Raw genomic sequence first — 21,085 nt, 5'->3', positions numbered from 1 at the left:
TAAGATGCCGAATAACAACTATCTGAAAGCCAGTACATGCACAACATTCTGCAGTTCTCGCCACAACTAACCGCGCTTGAGTTTTTTTCAGGCATTGGCTTGGCTCGTGCCGGCATGGCAAAAGCCGGAATCAAAACAATCTGGGCAAATGACATAGACCATACTAAATGCGCCATGTACAGCCAGTGTTGGGGCGATGAGCATCTAGTCGAGCAGGATGTCCACACACTCGACCCCGACCTAATACCCCAAGCCGACATCGCATGGGCGTCAAGCCCTTGCACAAACTTATCTCTCGCGGGAAACAGGGAGGGACTTATCTCTGGCAAAGAGTCCAGTGCGTTCTTTGGCTTTATTAAGGCCATCGAAGGAATGAGCGATCGTGCCCCGCGGGCACTTGTTCTCGAAAACGTCATCGGCCTTGCCACGTCTAATAACAGTGATGACTTTAGACTCGTTTGCCAGGAATTTAATCGTTTAGGCTATTCATGCGACGCTTATTTTATCGATGCACGGCACTGGCTTCCCCAGTCACGCCCCCGCATGTTTGTCGTCGGATTAAAATACCCTCTTCCCAACAGCCGACTCGATTCCTCGCTTCGACCTGAAAAGGTCTCCTGGATTCACTCCGACCCTTCACTCATTACGCACGTCTCTCACCTCAACGAGCCGAGCCCGCTTCGCATGACGGGCCTTGCAACGGTTGTTGAAAATATTCCCGAGGACGACAAGCGTTGGTGGAACAAAAACCAAGTACAAGCATTTATCGACTCACTTGCACCGCATCAAGCAGAGCGCCTTCAGCGCTTCTTAAATGCCAAAGAAAAAATTGTTCGCACTGCTTACCGTCGCACGCGATCGGGCGTTGTGCGCTGGGAAATTCGTGAAGAAGAAATTGCCGGATGTCTAAGAACGGCTCGCGGCGGCTCATCAAGACAGGCAGTCGTTATATGCGAAAACGGAAAGATAGAAGTTCGCTGGATGACTGGAACTGAATATGCCCGTCTCCAAGGTGCTGACTCATGCCAGTTTAGCGGCTTCTCGGATGCTCAGATTCGCTACGCATTCGGCGATGCAGTTGCCGTGCCAGTTGTCACTTGGCTTATAAAAAATGCAGTCAAACCAGCGCTTATGTCTTCAAGGAACGGAGTGGACAATAATGGAAATGACCAATTGCTCCTTGAGCGAGCCCGATAAAGATATCTTGGATGCCATTGAACTCTGGTACGAATCCAAGCGCAGCAAGCGAGGCAATGTCAACCGTAACGTCATGGCGGTTGGCATAGGCATAAGCGAGCTGTTGCAAAACCGTTTTCCGCTCACCGACGATTATGTGCAATCGGACAAGGGGAGCCAAGTACGAGGCCTAAGTGGAGCATGCATCAAAACAGTTTTAGCCAGACATGGGGAAACGCGTGCTTTCGCATCAGAGGGCGGCAGAACCTCACGCGGCACACTCCCGATGGCGCTTGAGCTTGCCAAAATAATCAACTCTGCCCTACCCAGCGACACTTGCGAAGACACTCGTCTTGAAGCTGCGAATGCAATCGCCAATTTCTTCGTCGAGCGAATCCAGGTCGATTTCTTTAACCGGCAGAGAATCAAAGTCGAAATCGATCTTCAAAAACCAATTTCTGTCATTGTCGATGATATCCTAGACCAAGCAAGCCTACGGTCCGATAGGCCAACGGGTACCGTCGCACAGCACCTGGTAGGTGCAAAACTAGAGATGTTATTTCCAACCATAGAAATCGGAAAGGACAACTCAAACGCCGCTGACCAGCAGACAGACCGTTCTGGCGATTTCCAAATCAATGATGCTGCATTTCATGTGACTGTATCGCCAATGGCCAAATTGACCGATCGATGCCGAGATAACATTCGAAATGGCATTCGGCCCATCGTCGTTGTCCCCCACGATAAAGTTTCCTTCGCTTACGGACTGTTCGAAAGTGAGGGGCTCGGCAATCGCGTACAGGTCATCGCGCTCGAATCGTTTATCGGCATCAATATTGAAGAATTATCGTTCTACAAGCGAGGCCTAATTCGATTAAATGTCGCACGGCTTCTTGCCCACTACAACAAGCGAATCGAAGATATCGAGCCCGACAAATCTCTTCAAATCGAAATTCCTCAGTGGGCTCTAGACGAAATGGATGCACATGGCGAATAGCTCAAACATACTTATCACCCATGATTCCGACGGCACCGCGCTGGCGGCACCTGTTGATACCGCACGCCGCAAAGGCGCTGCGTACAAGACGCGCACGATCGACGACCTTCGCATTAAGGACGATCGCCTGCGCGCCGCTATCGAGGGCACGGGGCATCTGCTGTTCGACGGCGGCATGGGCACCATGTTGCAGGCCGCCGGCATGAAGGCAGGCGCCCTGCCCGAACTGCTCAACTTTGAGGAGCCCCAGGTCATCACCGATATCCAGCGTCAGTATGTCGACGCTGGCTGCGACGTGATCACCGCCAACACCTTTGGCGCCAACGCCCACAAGCTCGACGGTGCCGCCACCGTGGCAGATGTCTTTGCCGCCGCGGTCTCTTGCGCTCGCGCGGCCGGCGCCCGCTACGTCGCCGGCGACATTGGCCCCATCGGCGCCCTGCTGCGTCCCCTGGGCACCCTCAGCTTTGATGAGGCCTACGACCTCTTTGCCGAGGAGGTGCGCGCCGGCGTCGCTGCGGGCGTCGATCTCTTTATTATCGAGACTATGACCGATCTTGCCGAGATCAAGGCGGCAGTCCTCGCCTGCCGCGAGAATTCCGACCTGCCCGTCTTTGCCACCATGACCTTTGAGGAAGACGGTCGCACCTTCTTGGGCACGAGCCCCGAGGTCGCCGCCATCACTCTCGACGCCATCGGCGCCGACGTCCTGGGCATCAACTGCAGCCAGGGCCCGGCCGAGCTCCGAGGACTCGCTGCGCGTATGCTCACCGTTACCGACAAGCCCGTTATGGTGCAGGCCAATGCGGGACTGCCCCACGTGGACGATGACGGCAATACCGTCTTTGATATCCAGGCACCCGAGTACGCCGAGGCCGTCGCCGGCATGATTGAGGACGGCGTGAGCGTCGTCGGCGGATGCTGCGGCACCACGCCCACGCACATGGCGACACTTCGCACCCTCATCGACAACCACACGCCCAGCCCGCGTCACCGCAAGCCCAGCATGTCGGTCACGAGCGCCCAAACGGTCGTGGACCTCCCCTGCGACGGCCACAAGATCGCCGTCATCGGCGAGCGCATCAACCCCACCGGCAAGAAGCGTCTGCAGCAGGCTCTGCGCGACGGCGACCTGGATTACGTCGTAAGCCAGGGCATCAGCCAGCAAGAGCAGGGCGCCGACATCCTGGACGTCAACGTGGGCCTGCCCGAAATCGACGAGGTCAAGGTCATCCAACAGGCGACCGAGCAGCTCCAGGGCTCCACGCTGCTGCCGCTGCAGATCGACTCCACCGACCCCGCAGCCGTCGAGGCTGCCGTGCGCCGCTACGCCGGCAAGCCCATCATCAACTCGGTCAATGGCAAACAGCAGATCATGGACGAGATTTTCCCGCTGGTCGCCCACTACGGCACCAACGTCGTCGGCCTCACGCTCGACGAAGGCGGCATCCCCGATACCGCCGAGGCTCGCTTCGCCATCGCCGAGCGCATCGTTGCCGAGGCTGCGCGCTACGGCATCGGCCCGGACCGCATCCTCATCGACTGTCTGGTCATGACCGCCTCGACCAACCAGCGCCAGGCCGAACAGATCCTGCGCGCCATGTCCCTGTGCAAGGAGCGCCTGGGCGTCAAGTGCGCACTCGGCGTATCGAACATCAGCTTTGGCCTGCCCGCGCGCCCGCTGCTGGGATCGGTCTTTTTAGCCGCCGCTTTTGGCGCGGGCCTGGACGCCCCCATCATGAACCCGGGCTCCAAGCGCTTTATGGATACCGTCTACAGCTATCGCGTGCTGAGCGTTGAGGACGAGGGCTCGACCGGATATATCGAGCGCTACGCCGGCTGGACCGATCCGTACAAGATCGCCGCCAACCCGGCGGCAGCTCAGGCCGCATCGACCGACACCGTGCCCGCTGCTGGCACCGCCGACACCGACGGCAACGACGACCCGATTCGTCGCATGGTCGTCTCGGGCCGCAAAGGCGAGATCGCTGCCGAGACCGAACGCCTGCTGGCCGACCACGACGCTATGGACCTCATCAACAACCACTTTATCCCCGCCCTCGATGAGGTCGGAGTCCTCTTTGACCAGGGCAAGTTCTTCTTGCCGCAGCTCATGGCCTCGGCCGAGGCCGCACGCGTGGGCTTCGACACCATCAAGCGACTGATGCCCGCCGGCGAGATTGCCGATAAAGGCAAGATCTGCGTGGCCACCGTTAAGGGCGACATCCACGACATTGGCAAGAACATCGTCAAGATGCTGCTCGATAACTACGGCTATACCGTCTTTGACCTAGGCCGCGACGTCGATCCGCAGGAGGTACTCAAGACCGTCAAGGAGCGCGATATCAAACTCGTCGGCCTCTCGGCGCTTATGACTACCACGGTCGTCGCCATGGAAGAGACCATCAAGCTGCTTCATGCCGAGGTTCCGGGCGTCAAGATCATCGTAGGCGGCGCCGTACTCACCCCCGAATACGCCAAGCAGATTGGCGCGGACTACTACGCCAAGGACGCCGCCGAAAGCGCGCGCATCGCCGAAGAGGTCTTTGGGCAGTAACACAACGGAAACAACCGAGCACCAAAACGTGCCGCATGCGCCACTTGGCACGTGCGGCACGTTAGAATAGATAAGACTATGCTCGTTTTGGCAGATAGGAGCGCAAGGATGGCGATCACGCCCGCAGAAATCGCGGAAACCCGCGGCATGGTTGAGGAGCAGAACCTCGACATCAGGACCATCACCATGGGTGTTTCGCTCATGGGTTGCGGCGACGAGAACCTCGACCGCATGTGCACGAAGATCTACGACCACGTGACGCACACGGCTGAGCACCTGGTCGAGACCGCCGAGAACCTCGAGCGCGAGTACGGTATCCCCATCGTCAATAAGCGCGTTTCCGTCACCCCGGTGGCGCAGGTTGCCGCGTGCTGCAAGGATGAGGACCTCACCCCCATCGCGCATGCCCTCGACCGCGCGGCCGAGACGCTCGGCATCGACTACCTGGGCGGCTTCTCCGCACTCGTCCAGAAGGGCATCGGCGACGCCGATCGACGCGTCATCCAGTCCATCCCCCAGGCGCTCGCCACCACGAGCCGCGTCTGCTCCAGCGTCAACGTCGCCAGCCTGCGTGCCGGCATCAACATGGACGCCGTGCTCATGGCCGCGCAGACCATCATCGACGCCGCCAAGCTCACGGCCGACCAGGATTCCGTCGGCGCTTCCAAGTTTGTCTGCTTTGCCAACATGGTCGAGGACTCCCCGTTTATGGCGGGCGCCGTCCACGGCGGTGGCGAGGCCGACGCCGTCATCAATGTAGGCGTCTCGGGCCCCGGCGTTATGGCCGCTGCCTTGGAGACGCTACCCGATTCCGCCTCGATGATGGAGGTTGCCGAGAAGATTAAGCAGACCGCCTTTAAGATCACCCGCGCCGGCGAGCTCATGAGCCGCGAGGCCGCCCATCGTCTGGGTGTCGAGAAGGGCATCGTCGACCTGTCACTGGCTCCCACGCCCGCCATCGGCGACTCCGTTGCCCGCATCCTCGAGATCATCGGCGTGGGCACCTGCGGTGGCCCCGGTACGACCTGCGCGCTCGCCATGCTCAACGATGCCGTCAAGAAGGGCGGCGTCATGGCCAGCTCCAGCGTGGGCGGCCTCTCGGGTGCCTTTATCCCCGTGTCCGAGGACGCCGGCATGATCGCCGCCGTCGAGGCCGGCGCGCTTTCGCTCGAGAAGCTCGAGGCTATGACCTGCGTGTGCTCCGTTGGCTTGGACATGATCGCCATCCCCGGCGACACCCCGGTCGAGACCATCGCCGGCATCATCGCCGACGAGATGGCCATCGGCGTCATCAACAACAAGACCACGGCCGTCCGCGTGATTCCTGCCATCGGCAAGGGCGTGGGCGACTGCGTCGAATACGGCGGTCTGTTCGGCCGTGCGCCCATCATGCCGGTGAACCCCAACGCCGGCACCGTGCTTGCCCACCGTGGTGGACGCTTCCCGGCACCGCTGAACTCGCTGAAGAACTAGCTGAGGGGGACTGGCGAGGAGCCCCGGGGAGGGCAATTATATAAGGTCGCCTGCTCGGACAGTCCTGACTCGCACGGAGAGCACATTAAGTGCTCTCCGGCTCGTGCGGAACTCGCGATCGACCTTATATAATTGCCCTCCCCGGGGCTCCCGCACAACGGGACCTCAGTTGGGTTCTATCCCGGTTGCAGTCGCTTCGCTCCTGCACCACTTGGCTGGTGCGGCGGTTTGGCGTTGGAACGGTTCTTTTTCTGATATATGCTGGTTGCGGCTCTTCTTTTGGGAGGAGTCGCTTTTTTGTTGCTAGGAGGTTGGCCCGTGGTTGATGGGGACGCTCGCTCTGAGCTTCTTTCCGCTGATTGGAATGGCGAATGGATGCGCCTGCAGGCTGGTCGGCGGCGGGCTGATGATTCTTTTGAGTGGGATAAAAGGGCTCGGCATTTTCGGCCGCTTGAGACTGCTCCGTATGCCCGGGACTTTATTAAGCTGTTGGCGTTAAAGCCTGGTGAATCCGTGCTTGATATGGGGTGTGGGGCTGGGTCGATTGCTATTCCGCTTGCTCAGGCTGGGCATCCTGTGATTGCAGCCGACTTCTCCCCCGCTATGTTGGGCACCCTTGATGCCGGCATTGAGTATTACGGGCTCGAGGATCTTATTACGCCACTTGAGCTTGCTTGGGATGACGATTGGGATTTGGTTGGACCGGTCGCAAAAGCGGTGGATGTTGCCTTTGCCAGTCGGTCGGTTACGACGACCAATCTAAAAGGTGCGCTTGCCAAGCTTGATCGTACGGCTCGTCGGCGTTGTGCTGTCACGATGGTCGCCAACTCCAGCCCGCGCTATGATCTGCACCTGATGAACGCTATCGGCGCCTCGGTTACCTGCAGTAATGGCTTTGTGTATGCTTTTAATATCCTCATTCAGATGGGTGCCCTGCCGCAGGTTACGTACTTTGAATCGCCTCGTCGCGATACCTTTGACAGCCTTGAAGCGAGCGTGGCGGATTTTTCCCGTATGCTCGAGCATGGCAACGAGGATAAGATCGACTGCCTGCGCGACTACATCGCCCAACACATGATTGAGAACCCCCATGCCGGTGAGCCGGGCTCCAAGGGTGTGCCGCAGGGACGCTACATGCTCGACCACGTCCGCAAGGTCCGTTGGGCATTTATTGCATGGGAGCCGGTCTCTGCGCCCAGTTCATAGCCTGTTCGCAGCCCGCACCGCCCACTCACTCGGCATCCGCATTCTTTTTGAACTGGGCAAACGCGCCCCACACCGCGCCGTTCCTGCGCTATCGTGGGACAGCTCACGTAGATTAAGGCCCCGTCGCGGGGCGCCCCATACATAGAAAGCGAGAACCCATGGCACTGACAGGAGCCCAGGTCAAGCAGCTTCGCAGCATGGCCCATCACCTCAACCCCGCCATCATCATCGGCAAGTCCGATGTCAACGAGGGCACCGTCGAGCAGACGGTCGCCTACCTGGAGAAGCACGAGCTCGTTAAGTGCTCCGTGCTCGATGGCTCCAGCCTTTCCGCCCGCGAGGCCGCCGAAGAGCTCGCTGAGCGCTGCCACGCCGAGGTCGTTCAGGTTATCGGCCGCAAGTTCTCGCTGTATCGCGAGTCCTCGCGCAAGGACATCGAGAAGATCAAGCTCGTCTAAGAGCCAATGATTCGGCGAGCCAACATATAGCAAGCTTACGGGTGCCCAAGTACTTCGGGCGCCCGTTTTTTATCGCTCGACCAGCACGCGATTGAGCCGCCCCTCCACCAAGCGCTCGTATAGACGCCGCGTCTCGGGCTCGGGCACGCCATTGACCTGCTCCCTCAGATGGTGCATATGCCCGCTGTACAGTTCGACGATATCGCGCCGCCGCCCCGCCGCACTGTAGACGCGCATGGCGCAGCGCACCATATCCTCACGCGCCGTTTCCTGCCGAAGCCCTGACTCCGCCAGCCAAATCGCCGACTGCAGATCGTTTTCTTCTAGAGCGGCATTTGCTCCCCTAATCATGCAATCGATGTACTTTGACTGCATAATGCGTCGCATACGCAAAAAGTAGGTGGGATTACAGCCATTGGGAACATACAGCGGTCCGGCATAAAGCTGCTCAATCTTAAGGCAAAGCTCAACTAAATGGGGCCCGCGCGCACCCGTGCGATTTCCCAAAACCTCACGGCTTATCTGGTCAAACAGCCGCACATCGGTCTTGACGTAGTCGCCGTTGAGTCCGATGCATTCATTTTGGATGAGTACACACGACTTGCCATCCGGCGTCGGCCCCAAAGCCGACCGCAAGCGCGATATCGTCGAGTACAGGTTATTGCGGGCGCTATTAAACTCGGCATGGGGCCACAGCTCCATTGCCAGCGTCTCGCGGTCGACGAGCGCGTCCATGCCCAGTGCAAGCCGCTCGGCAAGTGTCGCCGCCTTCTTGCGGCGCCACATTTTGTCCGTGATGGGAAACCCGTCGCGCTCGGCGCGAAACGCACCAAACATGCGAATCTCGATATGGTCGATGGTATCAACGGCTTCAACCTCGCCGGCCTGGAACAGGCGCTCGCCCTCCCCTTCCAAATCGTCGCGCAGCGAGTACCGCGACAGCTCGCGCACGGGAAGCTTCTTGCGTATCCTGGCCGCCGGCTCGCCCAGACAATGCATGGCAAGGCGCGCAAAGAGCCGATACGATGGCTCTAGAATCCCCGCACGATTCATGGACATCCAGGCCGCAAGGTCGCTGTCTCGGCCCGCACAGGCCAAATGCAGCGCCACCATCCAGGCTTCTGCGCCACCAACCTGCGTCTGGCTTATATCGAGTAGCTCCGCTTCCTCGCGCACCGAAACCATCGAGGTGTTACGCAGATATGCCGCGCGCTCCAGCAGCAATGCGTTATCGCGCATATACGCAATCGACTCCTCGGCAAGTTTGAGCACTTGGACCGCACGGAACTTTGCATTAACCGGCCGTCCCTCTGCCAGCGACTGCCAGCCTTCTAGCAACAGGCCAAACAACTGAATCTGGTTGTCGCGCATGCGCACGGCAAAACGATCGAGCTCGTTGAACGCCGCGTCGTCGGTTACCGGCAAGCCGGAAAGGAGCCGCCGTGCCGCCAACACCATGCGCACCCAGATAGCCATCGCCTTAAGCCCACGTACGTCGAGCGCCTCCCGCACCACCGTCATCTCGTCGTCGCGCTCGTCGGTTCCCGCAAACGACCCGTCAAAGAGCTCCACCAGCATGCTATCGGCCCGTATAACAATCCCCGCGATGTCGAGCTCGCAGTCGTAGGCCTTGCTCGTTTTGAGCTGCTGTAGAACGCCGCCGTCATCTCCCCGCTCGGTCAGGCATCGCTTGACCTCGATATGCGCAGACAACATATCGAGTGCGGTATGGGATGTCTCGATTTCTGGCACGGCCAGGTTCGTAGGGAGCCCAAGCCCGTTGTCCCCATAGCAAACAGCCGTCAGTGTCTGGGCCACCCTCCATGAAACAGGGTCTATTTCGCAGGCCGCCCGTTCGCCCCCGCGCTCGATGACCGATGCCATATAGCGAGCGAGCTTTGTATTGGACACGCTGACCGCTGCCAGATATACGCCAAGCGCCTCGGCAGGCGTTGGCTCTGGAGCCGAATCGTCGGCATCGATCGTGCCCAGCGCCGCTCGGCAGATATCGGCCCCGTGCCCCGTCAGAGCCAGATCGACCCCATACTGCCCAGCAAGTTCAAGGACCGCCCCACGGTCCAAAAAGGCATCCGCCAGGCCCATCGCCGCATCGCATCGGCCCGCCTTAAGCAAAATCCGGGCCGCCCTCGGAACAAGTTCGGGGCGAACCTCGGCCACCAACTTGCGCAAGCGCAAGCGTCCGTTATCCTCCGTGCCCAGACACGTAAAACTCCGCTCGGCGGGATCCAAGCCAAAGATCGGGTAGTCGCGTACAAAGTAGGACTGGTCGACCATCGACAACCTCACCCCACAAGCCTCGAGTTCTGCGATATTGCCCTCGCCCATCAAAACCATAAGACATGCCACGCAAAACAGCGCATTATTGTCGAGCGAAGCCAGATCGACAAGTGCCGCGCCATATACGTTGACAATCTCGTTTTCGAGCAGACCGGCTACGTCGCCTTGGCCATACAGACCCGTCTGCAATGCCGAAACGAGCTCGGGCACGCCCTGCGTGAGCTGATAAAAGTCGAGCGATGTGCTGATCGAAAACGCCGATGCCCACGCCGAATACTCATAGGCATGCACCTTGAGCATCTGCGCATTGATCTTAACCGAATCGCCCAGCCCATGAATCAGCTGACGATTTGAAGGACGACAGGAGATAAAGACCCCTATCCCCATAGCGCGCAGGCCGCGAATCCTGTCGATGAGGTCTTCGGTATCGTGCTGATCGAGGTTTGGCACATTATCAATCGCGATAAGGGAGTGCGGTTTGTCTTTGAGTTCTTCGGTAACCACCTCGAGCTGCATAAACACCTCGCGCCCAATGGCGCGATCGGCCTCGATAATCCGCACGAGGCCTCGCGTCGGGTCGCATTTAACCTCATGGGTGTACTGCAGCAGCACCGAGGTCTTCCCAAACCCGTCGGGCGCATAAAGAACCACGATGCCGGCCTTTCGGCCCTTGGTGATAAGCTCATTCATCAAGCGTTCGCGTCGCACCATATAGCCTCCGCCCAGCGGCATCAGCTCGAGGTCGTCTATACCGCTCAAATCGTTTACCATGCCCGCTCCTCAACTCGACCGTATGGACACTGTAGCCGCAAGACCATACAAGCCGCGCTATGAATAGAGCGACCTTGTGTTTTAGGTTGTCTTTTGGTACGCAAGCGGCAAGTTTTTGTACAGCGAGGGCCGATTGTTATTAATCCCCCGACTAATCGGTCTTTAAGCAGGTAAATGAGCTTGTCAGCTTGTCCCATCTAAGCGGCAGTGTAACGCAAATGAACAAGGTTCAGCTATGTCATTCAACTCGCCTAGCACCCGCTACCGTCTACGACCTTTTAGTGGCATTTTTGCATAGAATCTGATATGGAATGAATCAAGCTGTTGGGCATCCGGCATTCGTCAAGCTTGCGGCAAGATTTTGGTCAAGTGGACAGAAGGGGATAGCAAAAAGGCCCCCGCAAAGCGGAGGCCTTAGGCAAGGCTATGTCGAGGTGCAGGATTCGCGCTACTCGCAGAGCGAAAGGGCGGCCTCGTCGGCAACGACAACGCAGTTGATGTGCAGCTGCAGGATCGAAGCCGGGCACTCGGGCGTAACCGGACCATAGCACATATCGTGCACGGCCTGAGCCTTGGCCTCGCCGTTGGCGACGACCAGGATCATGCGGGCATACATGATGGTCTGGGTACCCATGGTGTAGGCCTGACGGGGAACATCGTCGATGCTGTCGAACAGGCGGCTGTTGGCCTGAATGGTGCTCTCGGTAAGGTCGACGCAGTGCGTGCCCTTGGAGAAGTGGTCATCGGGCTCGTTGAAGCCGATGTGGCCGTTGTTGCCAATGCCGAGCAGCTGCAGATCCGGGTAACCGGCGTCTGCGACGATCTTGTCGTACTCAGAGCAGGCAGCGGCGGCGTCGGGGTTGGAACCATCGGGCACATGCGTGTTGTTCAGGTCAATGTTAATGTGATCGAAGAAGTTCTCGCGCATGAAGTAGTGATAGCTCTGGGGATCGTCATGCGAAAGGCCGCGATACTCGTCCAGGTTGTAGGTGCTGACCTCGGCAAAGTCGACGTCGCCCTTCTTGTACCAAGCAGCGAGCTGCTTGTAGGCACCGATCGGGGTGGAGCCGGTGGCAAGACCCAACACGCAGTCGGGCTTGAGGATAACCTGCGCCGAGATAATATTGGCGGCCTTGCGGCTCATATCCTCGTAGTCTTTAGCTTTAATGATCTTCATTACGCGTCCTTTCTCGTACAAGAGAGGCAAGGCTCCCTTACAAGCACTTGCCCGCGGCCCGCGTCGGCCGCAACCAACGTGTGCGGCCACCAGGGCGAGGTCGCGTAATGTATGTGTCTCGTGTCTAACCGCGTCGAGGCCCCTGCCCGTCCACGGTGACCCAAAGCCTTTTAGCTTCGGACAAATTCCATCTTGCCACGGGGGGCGTCCTCTTTCAAGGGCGCCCTCCGTAAACGTGTTTGAATTGTAGGCTAATGGCCACGTGCACTTGCTAGCGCTCGCGAGCAACGATGAGCTGGTCCATCTCTTCGACATGCACGCCAACGGAGCCCTTGATGCTCGAGAACTCAACGGAGTTGCATACCAAGATGGGAACCGTCACATCGTAGCCCTCGGCAGCAATTGCCTCGCGATCGAACTCAATGAGTACATCGCCCTTATGGACGATGTCACCCACTTGCGCATATACGGTAAAGTGCTTGCCCTCGAGCTGAACAGTGTCCAATCCAACGTGGATGAGCACGTCCAGGCCATCGACCGTGTTGAGCGCAACGGCGTGTCCCGTGGGAAAAATGGCCTCGACCTTGGCGTCTGCCGGCGCAATCACGCGCGTGCCGGTAGGCTGAATCGCCACGCCCTGGCCCAAAAGGCCGGTGGCAAACGTCTGGTCATTGACCTCGGACAACGGAATGACATCGCCCGAGATGGGAGCATCCAGCGTAAGGACTCGACCACGCATACCAAAAGACCTTAGGACCTTAGTGAACATGCTCCCCCTCGGACATACCAATCAATCAAAATAACCTTATTAGTTTACCACTTGGCACCCGTTTTTGACCATTAGGGAAGTTCGCGCTTGACAACCTCGACGATGTCGTCGACAACGCGCTGGGTCAGCTCGTGTGTCTCGGCCTCAGCCATCACGCGGACCAGCGGCTCGGTACCGCTCGGGCGCACCAGAATGCGGCCGCGGCCGTCAAGCTCCTTCTCGGCAGCAGCGACGGCATCCCAGATAGGCTGGCAATCGTCCAGACCAGCCTTGTTGTCGGAATGCACGTTGACAAGCACCTGCGGGTACTTCTTCATGATGCCGGCAAGATCGGTGAGGGTACGACCGGTGCGCTTGAGCACGGCCAGCAGCTGCAGAGCCGTCACCAAGCCGTCACCGGTGGTGTTGTGCTCCAGGAAGATGATGTGGCCTGACTGTTCGCCGCCGATGACGGCGCCGTCCGCGAGCATGCGCTCAAGAACATAGCGATCGCCCACGGCGGTCTGGACCATCTCGAAGCCCTGCTCCTTCATGGCAATGGAGAAGCCCAGGTTGCACATAACAGTCGAGACAATCTCGGAGTTGGCGAGCTTGCCGCGAGCGGCAAGGTCAGAACCGCAGATAGCCAGGATGTAGTCACCATCGATCTCATTGCCCTCGCTGTCCACGAACAGTACGCGGTCGGCGTCGCCGTCGTGGGCCAGGCCGATGTCAGCATGGGTGCGCAGCACGAGCTCGCGCAGGGGCTCGAGGTGAGTGGAGCCGCACTCAACATTAATGTCAGTGCCGCAGTAATCGGTGTTGATGGCATGGACCGTGGCACCCAAGCGCTGCAGCGCGGCGGGCGTAGTCTGGCAAGAAGCGCCATGGCCGCAGTCGACGGCAACGACCAGGCCGTCGAGCCTCAGGCCATCAAGCGTATCGATGGCGTGGTCGACATATGCCTTGCGGGCATCCTTCATCTTAATGATGTGGCCCACGCCGGCACCGGTCGGCAGCGTGTCGGCAGCCATGGCTTCTTCGGACATGACCCAGGCGCTGATCTCTTCCTCGACAGCATCGGGAAGCTTCATGCCCTTGCGGCTAAAGAACTTGATGCCGTTGAACTCCGGCGGATTATGCGAAGCAGAGATGACGATGCCGCCGTCGAGCTCGTTCTGAACGGTGAGCAGCGCCACAGCAGGCGTGGGGATAACGCCGCAGCAATGCGGGCGGCCGCCCTCGGCCATAATGCCGGCGGTCAGAGCACTCTCGAGCATGGTGCCCGAAAGGCGCGTGTCACGGCCGATGCAGATGTCCGGACCAAGAAACTTGGTCGCCGCGCGACCCAGACGAAACGCGAGGTCGCACGAGAGGTCGGCATTGGCGACGCCACGGACGCCGTCGGTACCGAAGATGTTCTGGGGCATAGGATCGCTCCTTCCCTAGCAGGCGATATGCAACCGCCCACCCTAGTCGAAAAAGAAAAGCGGGACCCGCCGAGGAATCGGCAGGCCCCGCTTGTACATTGTATCTCGAAAGGAGATAAAACCTTAGCGCTTGGAGAACTGGGGAGCGCGGCGGGCCTTCTTGAGGCCGTACTTCTTGCGCTCGACCACGCGAGCATCGCGCGTAAGGAAACCGGCCTTCTTGAGGTCAGCACGGTAGTCGCCAGCATTCAGAAGAGCGCGAGCGATGCCCAGGCGCAGAGCGCCAGACTGACCGGAGATGCCGCCGCCATCGCACAGAGCGATAACGTCGAACTGACCGGCGGTGTCGGTCACCTTGAAGGGAGCAAGGGCGTTCTCAACGAGCTGATGACGGCCGAAATACTGCTCGGCGTCACGCTTGTTGATGGTCACCTTGCCGGTGCCGGGGACGAGACGGACGCGGGCGACGGCGTTCTTACGACGGCCGGTACCCTGGTAAACAACGGTGTTCTCAGCCATCTTTAAGCCTCCAGCTCAATCTTCGTGGGGTTCTGGGCAGCATGCGGATGCTCGGCACCAGCGTAGACCTTAAGCTTGGTCATCTGGGCACGGCCGAGGGTGGTCTTGGGCAGCATACCGCGAACGGCGCGCTCGATGACCTTCTCCGGGTGCTTCTCCATAGCCTGGCGGAAGCTCTCAGCCTTGAGGCCGCCGTTGTAGCCGCTGTGGCGATAATAGGTCTTCGTGTCGGCCTTGTTACCGGTAAGCTGGACCTTATCGGCGTTGATGACGACAACGAAGTCGCCGCAGTCGCTGTTGGGCGTGAACTGGGGCTTGTTCTTACCGCGCAGGATCATTGCGATCTGGGTGGCAAGACGGCCCAGGACAGCACCATCGGCGTCGACGAGAACCCAGTTGCGCTGGACCTCGCCCTGCTTGGCGTAGTGAGTCGATTTCGAAATCACTTAGACTCCTCCATGTACAGTACGTGTTGTTACAGAGATTCACGGGGCTCTGCAAGTAACCCGTCCATATTACCCCGCTCGCCGTACGAGTCAACAGGTATTTTGGCTCCGACCAGAGTTTCTGCACATGTCATCCACGAGCCGTGACGTTGCAGCGCTAGCGCTCAACAAACTCCTGGATCTCCGCGAGCAAACGCTTTGCCTCCTGACGGCCCTGGATATACAGGCCCAAAAGCTTTGCCGGATCGTGCTCGACATGGCCGACCTCGACCGGCTTTTGCGGAGCGACGACCAACGCACGGCCCTCGCGCTCATACTTCCACAGGTGCATGCGCTGGATGTTGTAACGGTCATGGCGCGTCTCGATAGCCTCGAGCAGATAGGGGTAGTCGGCATAACGCGCACGCGCGGCCGGCAAAAACTCGTAGGGCTTTTTCTCATACGAACGGTCCTGCGTGACGATGACGACCGCACGGTCGAAGCCCGCCTCTTCCAGCACATGCTCGATGGGGACCGAATCGGCCACGCCGCCGTCGACGTATTTGTGCCCGTTAATCTCGACCGGCGGCGTCACCAGCGGCAGCGAGGTCGATGCGCGCACAGCGTCGAGATCGAGCACGGCGCTTTTGACCGGCAGGTAGGCAGCGGTTCCAAAGAGCATGTCCGTCGCGACAGCGTACATCTCGATGGGGCTGGCGTCGAACGTCTCGCTGTCAAAGGGATCCAGGCGGTCCTGGACATCGTTGAAGATAAAGTCGTAACCCACAATGGAGCCCGTGGACGCAAACGATGCGGCGCCCATGAAGCGGTTGTCGTTGCAGAAAGCCAGGTTGATGCGGTTGGCACGGCCGATCTGGTGCGACTTGTAGTTCACGCCGTTGAGGGCGCCGGCCGATACACCGTAGACAGCCGGAATCTCGACGCCAGCCTCCATGAGAACGTCGAGCACGCCCGCGGTAAACTGCCCGCGAAAACTGCCACCCTCCAAGACGAGCGCGACCTTGCCGGCGTTCTTTGCCTTATCTTCTGCAGTCATGTTGACCTCCTGCGATTGCGTTTTGGCTTTCTTCTACCCAGTTTTGGGATGGCGAGCGCATGGGTTTTTTGAGGCGGCAGGTGAAGCGGAAAGTGTGTCCCAGTTTGAGGCGGGATTCCGGGATGCACTTTCCGCTTGAGGCGTCATCCGGAAACTACGTCCCAGTCTGAGCGTGAATTCTGGGATGGACTTTCCGCTTGAGGCGTCATCCGGAAACCGCATCCCAGTCTGAGCCGGAATTCCGGGATGGATTTTCCGCCTGGGCCGCCGTTGGGAAAGTATGTCCCGGCCTGCGTTGCCAAGGTGTTTTCTTTACGCCCGCGCCCTGCACAGAGTTCGATTCTCCGCGGTACGGGGCTTGCGTTGAAGCGGGGCATGGCAGGCTGAGATTCGATAAACATCGCATCTGTTCTGGGCTGGGGCTTTGCGCGGAGAATCCGCGTATTTGCTTCGCAAATACGCACCGGCTTCGGCCGCCTGCCGGCGTCCTCGCCCGCGGGCTAAAAACGCTTACGCGTTTTCTTTACGCCCGCGCCCTGCACAGAGTTCGATTCTCCGCGGTGCGGACAAGAAATAAAAAGGCAGGTAGATATGAGTATCTACCTGCCTGTTACTTATGGTGGAGGCGCGGAGAATCGAACTCCGGTCCACGAAAGCCCCCTGATTGGCATCTCCAAGCTCAGTCGCTGGTTTAGTCTCGGACGCTTTGCGCGCAGCGACACGCTCGCGACGTCCTAACCGGTTCGGTCTTAGCCCGCGCCATACCGATTACGTGCGCAGGAGCATTCCCCTAAGATGACGTCGCGCCGGTGTCGGGGAAATCACCGGGTTGACGCGCCGCTATAAATTAAGCAGCGAGAGCCATAGGCTCAAAAGAAGAGTTGTTGTCAATTCAATTTGACGGTACCCCTGTTTAACGAGGCGAGGAGACCTCGGCTTGCTTCCTCTCTCAGAGCTATCGTGTCGAAACCAGTCGCCCCCGAATGTCGGGAAAGTCTGGATGGTATCGGGCCTGCAAACACCCGATAACCGTCGACTTTTCAAGGAACATACGGGGCGAGCCCCGCTTGTGGAGTGTTATCTTACCACGTTCTGAAAGCGGACAGCTGTTCTATGCACGAGCTGTGAAGACCCCAATGTGCGCCGCACTTCGCACTTTTGTTACCGATCGCGTCACGTATATTTTCGCCAAGCAAAATTGACCCGTCGAAAGGACCGTTATGGATACCAAGCAGCAACTCGTCGATGCCCTCGCAGGCCTGGGCTCAACCATTACCGAAGCTATGGATGTCATCGAGGGCTTTGTCCCCTGCGGACATCCCGCCCTCACGGTATCGAACGCACTCGTCGCGCTGGACGTTGACGATGATGCAGCTCTCGCCCAGCAGCTTGAGACCGTCGAGGGCTTTATCGACCACGTGAGTGAGAACCGCGGCGTGGCCGCCTACCACGGTATCGAGCTCGAGCTCGCGGGTCCCAAAGCCGATCTGCTCGCAGCAATCCGCGAGGTAGGCGCCCTTATGCAGACCGCAGGCGTCAAGAACACCCAGGTCAACGAGTGGGTCTACCGCAGTCTGGCAGCACTCGACAGCTCCGACGAAAAGGCAGCCGAGCAGCTCGCAGAAAGTCCCGCCATTAAGGCCGAGCTTTTGTAAATAGAAGGCGCGGGTCCCTTGGCGCATCGTCGTCCAAGAGGCCCACAAACAGTTCGCGTCAACCGATAGCCGCGCCGCCGCGTTCGGCCAAAGCCAGAATCGGCATCATTTGGCGCGGGGTCTTTGCTGCAAGATCGGCATGTTCGAGCAGCTTGCGATCGTTGGTCACCAAGTAATCGACCTGCGCGCGCTTGCACGCGGCGAGCACCAAGTTGTCCTCGTAATCGCGATAGAGCGCTAAGTATTTGTCGGCCAGCCAAAGGTCCGACGCATCTGCACCCACGGCCGTGGCGTTTTCGGTCATGTTCCGAACAAACGCCAACGCCGCATCGCCAATTGCACGGGCAGATGCCTCGTCGAGCGCTTCCCCACTGGCAAGAACGCTACGCTTCAGCTCGTGTTGGACAACGTACAGCACGTCCTTGGCGATATGCACCGGAAAGAACAGCAATGCCCCCGCCTCCGCCGCCTGCCCAATAAACGCACGCGCGGCAAGCGACTCAGCATGGTCGACGCAAAACGAATCAACCCATACGTTGGCATCCAAACGCAAAAGGCCTGCGCCCGGACGACACCGATGCCGTCTGGGCGCAGGCCAGATAACGTGGGCGAACACGTCTGCTAACGCAGGTACGCCTTTGCGTTGCCCAGGCTGTAGGCGATCGTTGAGCCGTTGTGCAGCAGTGACGACGTCTGCGGAGTGATCATGCCGGTAATACCCAATGCCAACAGCGCCGAGTTGGTGAGCATCACCTTGGAATACGAACTCGTCAGACGGTCGATGAGACCCTGGCTCATGCGGCGCAGGCGCACGATCGCGGCCAGATCCGTATCGGTCAGGATGATATCGGCGACTTCCTTGGCGATGTCGCTTCCGCCACCCATGGCCAGGCCCACGTCGGCCAAACCGAGCGCCGGCGAATCGTTGACGCCGTCGCCCACCATGGCAACATGGCGCCCCTCGCTCTTAATGCGTTCCACATAGGCGTACTTGTCCTCGGGCAGCAGTTCGGCCTTAAACTCGTCGACACCCGCCTCGCGCGCAATGCGCTCGGCCGTGCGCTCGGAATCGCCCGTGAGCATAACGACATGCTTGACGCCCAGCGCATGCAGGTCGGCGATGGCCTCACGGACCCCAGGCTTGAGCGGATCTTCGATGCCGAGCACGCCGACGACCTTTCCATCGACCGCCAGATACAGCGGCGACAGGCCCTGCATCTGGGACTCAATGCGCTCCTTGATGTCGGATTCGAGCTGTGCGCCCTCGTCCTCAAATACAAAGTGCGCGGAACCGATGATGGCGCGACGTCCTTCAATGGACGAAGCGATGCCGTGCGCCACGATGTACTCGACAGCGGCATGGCGCTCGCGGTGCTCGAGCTCGCGCTCGCATGCCGCATTGACCACGGCGCGCGCCACCGGATGCGGGAAATGCTCCTCCAGGCAAGCGGAAAGGCGCAGGACCTCATCCTCGCTCCAGCCATCGGTGGTGAGTACGCAGGCAAGACGCGGCTGCGCCTCGGTGAGCGTGCCGGTCTTATCAAAGACAATGGTGTCGGCCTTGGCAAACGACTCAAAGTACTTCGCGCCCTTGACCATGACGCCCATCTTGGCAGCATCGCTCATAGCGGTCATGACGGCAACGGAACCCGTGAGCTTGAGTGCGCACGAGTAGTCGACCATCAGTGCCGCCGAGGTCTTGATGAGGCTGCGGGTAGTAAGCGCAACTAGGCCCGCGAGCAGGAAGTTCCACGGGACGATCTTGTTGGCAAGGTCCTCCATATGCGACTGGCCCTCGGACTTGAGCGAGTCGGCCGTCTGCACGAGCGAGACGATTGAGCGCAGTTTGGTTTGCGCCGTATTGGCGCGCACGCGCACCAAGATGCCGCCGTCTTCCACGACGGTACCGGCGAACACGTCGTCGCCCACGCTGCGCTCGACGGCCAGCGGCTCGCCGGTCAGGGTCGCCTGGTTGACCATAGCGCTCCCCTGCTCGACAACACCGTCGATGCAGATGGACATGCCGGTGCGCACGGCGACCAGATCGCCGGGCTCAAGCTCGGTCGCGGCAACGCTTACCTCGGTGTCGCCGACAACCTTTTGCGCCTTGTCGGGCACATCGAGCAGCGAGTTGATGAGCTCGTTTTCACTCATGGCGCGGGTGTAGTCCTCGAGCAGCTCGCCCACGTTGAGCAGGAACATCGTCTGGCCCGCGGTGTCGACATCACGCTTGACGAACGAAATGCCGATGGCCGAAGCGTCGAGCACGGGAACGGTCAGGCGCGGCTGCGCGAGCTCACGGAGGGCGGCGCGCAAAAAGGTCATGTAACCGGCCACGACAAACACCGCACGCAGGGGCGTGGGCAAAAACCAGCGACGTGCGTAGTGGGCGCCGACAAGTGTGGCAAGATCCATGACGAGCTTGTGCTTGCGCGGCTCGAGTTGTATCACGTAGCCCGTCTTTGCGTCGGCAATGGCCTGAGCGTCGAGCGCACCGACGGCGGCCAGCACGGCATCGCGTCGCGGCTCGTCGTACTCCAGCGCCATCTGGCCAATGCGGCCATACACGCGCACCTTGCGCACGCCGTCGATGTCGCCACCAAGCTTAAGAAGCGCATCGAGATCGCTCTCTGGCACAGGACCCGCCAACTGGAGGCGGGTCCTGCCGGGGATCTCGCTGATAATCGAGAATCTCATAGTTTGTGCCTGGAAGCGCTACTCAGCTGCGTTGTCCGCGGCGGCCTCGCTCTGGGTGATGTAAGCAGCCTCGGCAACCATGTCGTCGACATTAGCCTTGGCCTGCTCGACCATGTCCTGGTAGCCGTTCTTGATGCGCATACCGCACGCAATACCCTGCACGCAGGCATTCTTGACCGGAGCGCTGGTAAGCAGCTTGATGCCGGCCGTGCCAAGCAGAAAACCGCCACCAACAAGCAGGGTGTTAAACGTCGACTTCTTCATGTTGCTTCTCCCTTTTGCCGCATGGGGCGCGGCATGGTGCCTTAGCACCCGAGTTCATCAGTTAGCTCGAGCACGCTTTTTAAATACCTTAATTCTATCTAACTATCTAGGTCAGCCATGGCTAACCTTTTGAAAATTAAGGTTTCCCTTTCAGGCTAGGCCAGCGGGGCATCGCCC

17 protein-coding genes and 1 other RNA gene are annotated in these 21,085 nt (G+C 59.5%); 7 read left to right on the top strand and 11 right to left on the bottom strand.

Going from position 1 to position 21,085, the window contains the following annotated elements; all coding sequences use genetic code 11:
• The first annotated feature begins 36 nt into the window (after positions 1-36).
• The 6 genes from DW913_RS06920 to DW913_RS06895 all read left to right on the top strand — a co-directional run bounded on the left by DW913_RS06920 (position 37) and on the right by DW913_RS06895 (position 7,867).
• On the top strand, positions 37-1,197 hold the full coding sequence (locus tag DW913_RS06920) for a DNA cytosine methyltransferase (RefSeq protein WP_117798045.1): 1,161 nt from the start codon (positions 37-39) through the stop codon (positions 1,195-1,197).
• The gene (locus DW913_RS06915) at positions 1,160-2,173 is read left to right on the top strand and encodes a DUF4928 family protein (protein ID WP_158566213.1); all 1,014 of its coding nucleotides are present in this window, start codon (positions 1,160-1,162) and stop codon (positions 2,171-2,173) included. The genes DW913_RS06920 and DW913_RS06915 overlap by 38 nt, the downstream gene beginning before the upstream one ends.
• Positions 2,163-4,730, top strand: a complete 2,568-nt coding sequence (locus tag DW913_RS06910; protein ID WP_233542026.1) for a homocysteine S-methyltransferase family protein — start codon at positions 2,163-2,165, stop codon at positions 4,728-4,730. Before DW913_RS06915 ends, DW913_RS06910 begins: the two co-directional genes overlap by 11 nt.
• Positions 4,731-4,838: 108 nt before the next feature.
• Positions 4,839-6,203, top strand: a complete 1,365-nt coding sequence (locus DW913_RS06905) for a PFL family protein (RefSeq protein WP_117798043.1) — start codon at positions 4,839-4,841, stop codon at positions 6,201-6,203.
• Between the two features lie 258 nt (positions 6,204-6,461).
• Positions 6,462-7,409, top strand: a complete 948-nt coding sequence (locus DW913_RS06900; RefSeq protein ID WP_199580797.1) for a methyltransferase domain-containing protein — start codon at positions 6,462-6,464, stop codon at positions 7,407-7,409.
• A 158-nt stretch (positions 7,410-7,567) separates the two neighbouring features.
• A complete protein-coding gene (locus tag DW913_RS06895) occupies positions 7,568-7,867 on the top strand; it encodes a YhbY family RNA-binding protein (RefSeq protein ID WP_006234690.1) in 300 nt (99 codons plus the stop codon).
• A gap of 69 nt (positions 7,868-7,936) precedes the next feature.
• Here the strand turns inward: DW913_RS06895 and DW913_RS06890 are convergent, their stop codons facing one another.
• The 8 genes from DW913_RS06890 to ssrA all read right to left on the bottom strand — a co-directional run bounded on the left by DW913_RS06890 (position 7,937) and on the right by ssrA (position 17,273).
• Positions 7,937-10,936, bottom strand: a complete 3,000-nt coding sequence (locus DW913_RS06890; protein ID WP_117798042.1) for a BTAD domain-containing putative transcriptional regulator — start codon at positions 10,934-10,936, stop codon at positions 7,937-7,939.
• 448 nt (positions 10,937-11,384) lie between these two features.
• The gene (gene nagB, locus DW913_RS06885) at positions 11,385-12,113 is read right to left on the bottom strand and encodes a glucosamine-6-phosphate deaminase (protein WP_117798041.1); all 729 of its coding nucleotides are present in this window, start codon (positions 12,111-12,113) and stop codon (positions 11,385-11,387) included.
• A 271-nt stretch (positions 12,114-12,384) separates the two neighbouring features.
• Positions 12,385-12,882 carry a PTS glucose transporter subunit IIA gene (locus tag DW913_RS06880; RefSeq protein WP_117798040.1) on the bottom strand — a complete coding sequence of 166 codons (498 nt, stop codon included), beginning with the start codon at positions 12,880-12,882 and terminating at the stop codon, positions 12,385-12,387.
• Between the two features lie 71 nt (positions 12,883-12,953).
• Positions 12,954-14,291: a phosphoglucosamine mutase gene (gene glmM / locus DW913_RS06875; RefSeq protein ID WP_006234694.1), complete on the bottom strand. Its 1,338-nt coding sequence runs from the start codon at positions 14,289-14,291 to the stop codon at positions 12,954-12,956.
• Between the two features lie 123 nt (positions 14,292-14,414).
• A complete protein-coding gene (rpsI, locus tag DW913_RS06870; RefSeq protein ID WP_022094634.1) occupies positions 14,415-14,810 on the bottom strand; it encodes a 30S ribosomal protein S9 in 396 nt (131 codons plus the stop codon).
• 2 nt (positions 14,811-14,812) lie between these two features.
• Positions 14,813-15,256, bottom strand: coding sequence for a 50S ribosomal protein L13 (rplM, locus tag DW913_RS06865; RefSeq protein ID WP_022094635.1), 444 nt, complete (start codon positions 15,254-15,256; stop codon positions 14,813-14,815).
• Positions 15,257-15,413: 157 nt separating this feature from the next.
• Positions 15,414-16,292: a patatin family protein gene (locus tag DW913_RS06860; protein ID WP_117798039.1), complete on the bottom strand. Its 879-nt coding sequence runs from the start codon at positions 16,290-16,292 to the stop codon at positions 15,414-15,416.
• A gap of 617 nt (positions 16,293-16,909) precedes the next feature.
• Positions 16,910-17,273, bottom strand: a transfer-messenger RNA (tmRNA) gene (ssrA, locus tag DW913_RS06855).
• A 239-nt stretch (positions 17,274-17,512) separates the two neighbouring features.
• Here ssrA and DW913_RS06850 point away from each other — a divergent pair.
• Positions 17,513-17,947, top strand: a complete 435-nt coding sequence (locus tag DW913_RS06850) for a hypothetical protein (protein ID WP_117637895.1) — start codon at positions 17,513-17,515, stop codon at positions 17,945-17,947.
• A 58-nt stretch (positions 17,948-18,005) separates the two neighbouring features.
• On the opposite strand, the gene DW913_RS06845 is transcribed toward DW913_RS06850, so the two are convergent.
• The 3 genes from DW913_RS06845 to DW913_RS06835 all read right to left on the bottom strand — a co-directional run bounded on the left by DW913_RS06845 (position 18,006) and on the right by DW913_RS06835 (position 20,908).
• The gene (locus tag DW913_RS06845; RefSeq protein WP_158566212.1) at positions 18,006-18,494 is read right to left on the bottom strand and encodes a PIN domain-containing protein; all 489 of its coding nucleotides are present in this window, start codon (positions 18,492-18,494) and stop codon (positions 18,006-18,008) included.
• 74 nt (positions 18,495-18,568) lie between these two features.
• Positions 18,569-20,584 carry a heavy metal translocating P-type ATPase gene (locus DW913_RS06840; RefSeq protein WP_233539196.1) on the bottom strand — a complete coding sequence of 672 codons (2,016 nt, stop codon included), beginning with the start codon at positions 20,582-20,584 and terminating at the stop codon, positions 18,569-18,571.
• 78 nt (positions 20,585-20,662) lie between these two features.
• Complete coding sequence (locus tag DW913_RS06835; protein WP_035136895.1) at positions 20,663-20,908, bottom strand: DUF6110 family protein; 246 nt, start codon at positions 20,906-20,908, stop codon at positions 20,663-20,665.
• Positions 20,909-21,085: the final 177 nt, after the last annotated feature.

Source organism: Collinsella sp. AM42-18AC (assembly GCF_003467965.1).
Classification (GTDB): Bacteria; Actinomycetota; Coriobacteriia; order Coriobacteriales; family Coriobacteriaceae; genus Collinsella.
This window is presented reverse-complemented; position numbering and strand designations above follow the sequence as displayed.